Here is a 2,645-nt window from a genome sequence, read left to right as displayed (position 1 = left end):
AAGAAAATTTCATCTTAGCGCGAAACTACCTTTACTGGGTAATGATTTCGCGCAACGCCGCGAATACCTCGCCGTCGATCGCCTTGCCGACCTCGCCCGCCATGATGTCCAGCGCCTGCTCCACCGGCAGCGCGGCGCGATAGGGGCGATCGGCGGTGAGCGCGTCGTAAAAGTCGCAAACGGTGATGATCCGCGCCTCGCGGGCGATCCGCATCGCGTCGAGCCCCAGCGGATAGCCGCGCCCGTCGAGCCGCTCGTGATGCGCGCCGGCGATGGCTGCCATGTCGCGCAGCGGCGCGATACGCGAGAGGATCGCGGTGGTGTGCGCGGCATGGCTGCGCATCTCTTCCCATTCGGTGTCGTCGAGCTTGCCCGGCTTCTCCAGCACCCGGCTGCTCACCGCCAGCTTGCCAACATCGTGGAGCATCGCGCTGCGCTTGAGCGTGCGCAGCGTGGCGCCCTCGACGCCCAGCGCCCGTCCCAGCGATTCGGTATACGCACCCACCCGCCCCGAATGACCGCCGGTATAGGGGCTCTTGGCGTCGATCACCGCGCCGAAGGCGGCGGCGATGTCGTCGAGATAGTCCTCGTCGACCGCGACGCGCTGCTCCTTCGGCTCGAAGGCGCGGACCCGGGCCTCGAGCGCGGGATGGGCGAGGTCCGCCCAGAAGCCCGGCGCGCGCGCGACGAGCACCGCGAAGCACCGCGCGAGCGCCGGATCGAACCAGCTGCCCGAGCGCGCCGCCACTTCCTCGGTCGCGGCGCGGGGGCCGCCCGCGGCGTGGAACACGTCCGCGATCTGCGCCAGCAGCGCCAGCTGCGCCGCCAGCGGGATCGCATCGCCGCGCAGGCCGAGCGGCTTGCCGCTGCCGTCCCAATGCTCGTTCAGCGCGGCGATCGCCTGTGCCACCGGCTCGGGGAAGCGGAGCTGGCGGGCGATGTCGGCACCGCGGGTGCAGCGGGTCTGGATCAGCTCGGTGACGATGGCGTTGCCGTCGCGCAGGATGGCGAGGATCGCCTTGGCGCGCGCGCCGAGCCGCTCGCCCTGCCCGGTGCGGGTGAAGACGTAGCGCAGCGTCGGCCCCAGCCCGACCGCGAGCAGCTTGTGCTCCTGCTTCACCTTGCGATCGTCGGCGAGATAGAGTTCGGCGATCCGCGCGGCGTTGCTGCTGCAGCCCAGGTCCTTGAGCAGCGTCGCATAATAGACGGTCCGGCGGTCCGCCGCGGATAACCGCAGCGCCACCGCCATCCGGCTGGCGATCCAGCACGCCCGCAGCGAATGGCCGGCGGGCTGCCCCTCGGTCAGGTCGAGCGCGTAGGAAAAGGCACCCAGAATCTCGGACAGCGACGTCGAGTCGCTGGACCGGGCATCGAAATGGGCGGAATCATAATGCAGCATGGGCGGCGTCCATCGGGGAACGCAGCCATAGCGGGAGTCGGCTTAAGACCGGGTTGCGCTCAGCTCTTGATCTTCCACCCGCGGCGCAGCAGCCCGTAGCAGAACAGCCCCAGCACCACGTCGAGCCCAAGGATCACCGCCGTGCCGAGCAGGATCGGCGAATCGGCGACGCCGAGGAAGCCGTAGCGGAAGCCCGAGATGATGTAGAAGAACGGGTTGGCATGGCTGATCGCGCGGAACACCGGCGAGAGATTCTCGACCGAGTAGAAGGTGCCCGAGAGCAGCGACAGCGGCGCCACGACGAAATTGGTGATCGCCGCGGCATGGTCGAACTTCTCCGCCCAGATCGAGGTCAGCACCCCCATCAGCGCGAGGAACAGCGAGCCGAGGAAGCCGAACCACAGCACGGCCCAGAAATGAACAGGCCAGACGTGGACGCCCCACAGCGCCATCGCCAGCCACACCGTGCCGCCGACGCAGAAGGCGCGGGTCACCGATCCGCCGGCCAGCGCCGCCAGCATCTCGCCGGTGGAGAGCGGCGGCATCAGATAGTCGACGATCGTGCCCTGGATCTTGCCGACCAACAGCGAGAAGCTGGCATTGGCGAAGGCGTTCTGCAGCATGCCCATCACGATCAGGCCGGGGGCGATGAAATCGGCGTAATGAATCGAGACACCACCCAGCGTCACCGTCCGCCCGCCGCCGCCCAGCGCGACCGTGAAGATCACCAGATAGAGCAGGGTGGTGACGGCCGGCGCCCACACCGTCTGGAGCTGCACCTTGAAGAAACGGCGCACCTCCTTGATATAGAGGGTGCGCAAGCCTCCCCAGTTGACGTTGCGAATCACCGGAACGCCCGGCTCGGGAAGCTGTGAACCGATTTCGGGGTGGCTGCTCATGGCGCGATCGCGTACCCGCTGACGCCGCCGCCCGCAAGACGAAGGAACCGAAGTGAGCTGGACCGACGAGCGTATCGAGACGCTGAAGAAGATGTGGGACAGCGGCCTGACCGCGACGCAGATCGCCGAGGAACTGGGCGGCGTGTCGCGCAACGCGGTGATCGGCAAGGCCCACCGCCTCGGCCTGCCCTCGCGCCCGTCGCCGGTGAAGTCCAACGAAGCCAAGGCCGCTGCGGCGGCGGCGCCTGCTGCCGCAGCACCGGCCGAGCCCAAGCCGGCCCCCGCGCCCAAGCCAGCGCCGCCACCCGCCGCGCCGCGTACCCAGGCGGCAGCCCCGGCCCCTGCCC

At 69.0% G+C, this 2,645-nt stretch carries 3 protein-coding genes; 1 reads left to right on the top strand and 2 read right to left on the bottom strand.

Annotated elements, in window-relative coordinates; genetic code table 11:
* Window positions 1–31: 31 nt before the first annotated feature.
* Both CA234_RS23910 and CA234_RS23905 read right to left on the bottom strand, forming a co-directional pair.
* Window positions 32–1,399: an HD domain-containing phosphohydrolase gene (locus CA234_RS23910; RefSeq protein WP_126002924.1), complete on the bottom strand. Its 1,368-nt coding sequence runs from the start codon at window positions 1,397–1,399 to the stop codon at window positions 32–34.
* Between the two features lie 59 nt (window positions 1,400–1,458).
* A complete protein-coding gene (locus CA234_RS23905; protein WP_125978410.1) occupies window positions 1,459–2,298 on the bottom strand; it encodes an ABC transporter permease in 840 nt (279 codons plus the stop codon).
* 52 nt (window positions 2,299–2,350) lie between these two features.
* On the opposite strand from CA234_RS23905, the gene CA234_RS23900 reads away from it, so the two are divergent.
* A partial coding sequence (locus tag CA234_RS23900) for a GcrA family cell cycle regulator (protein ID WP_277600225.1) occupies window positions 2,351–2,645 on the top strand: 295 nt, incomplete at its 3' end.

The organism is Sphingomonas sp. ABOLE (assembly GCF_003950455.1).
Taxonomy (GTDB): Bacteria; Pseudomonadota; Alphaproteobacteria; order Sphingomonadales; family Sphingomonadaceae; genus Sphingomonas; species Sphingomonas trueperi.
Note: the sequence above shows the minus strand (reverse complement) of the source record. Positions and strands in the feature narration are given on the sequence as shown.